This is a genomic window from Caulobacter sp. 602-1, assembly GCF_003931565.1.
Taxonomy (GTDB): domain Bacteria; phylum Pseudomonadota; class Alphaproteobacteria; order Caulobacterales; family Caulobacteraceae; genus Caulobacter.
Window position 1 is genome coordinate 1 of sequence record NZ_RRYI01000040.1, and the last position, 382, is coordinate 382.

Here is a 382-nt window from a genome sequence, read left to right on the forward strand (position 1 = left end):
ATCAAGTCTTATTTCAAAGCTTATGCACGTCTTTTCAAACGGAGTCTGGGCATCGGAGTGTTTTACTGGTTCCTGGTGTTCTGCTTCGGATACGACATACTCATCGTTCTGCAGCTGAGCGGGGGAGGGTTTGTCGTCCCGATGCTGGTGATATGCATATTGATGGCATGGCAGTCCATGATGGTTTCACTCGTGCTGGCTGTAGAATACCCTAAGGCCAAGTATGTGCAGCTACTGAAGAACGGTTTCCTCCTATCCGTGCGCCGTATCCCTGTGCTGTTGCTCACTTTGGTTGCGCTGGGCGGTTATGCGTGGGCGCTGTTCACATGGACTATTCCCGTGCTGGTATTCGCCTCTGGCATCGCCGCCTACGTGGTATGGG

General features: G+C 52.6%; 1 protein-coding gene. It reads left to right on the top strand.

Features of this window, described 5'->3' with window-relative positions:
* The coding region (locus EIK80_RS26205; protein WP_158624760.1) for a hypothetical protein at positions 1-382 on the top strand (382 nt) is incomplete at both ends.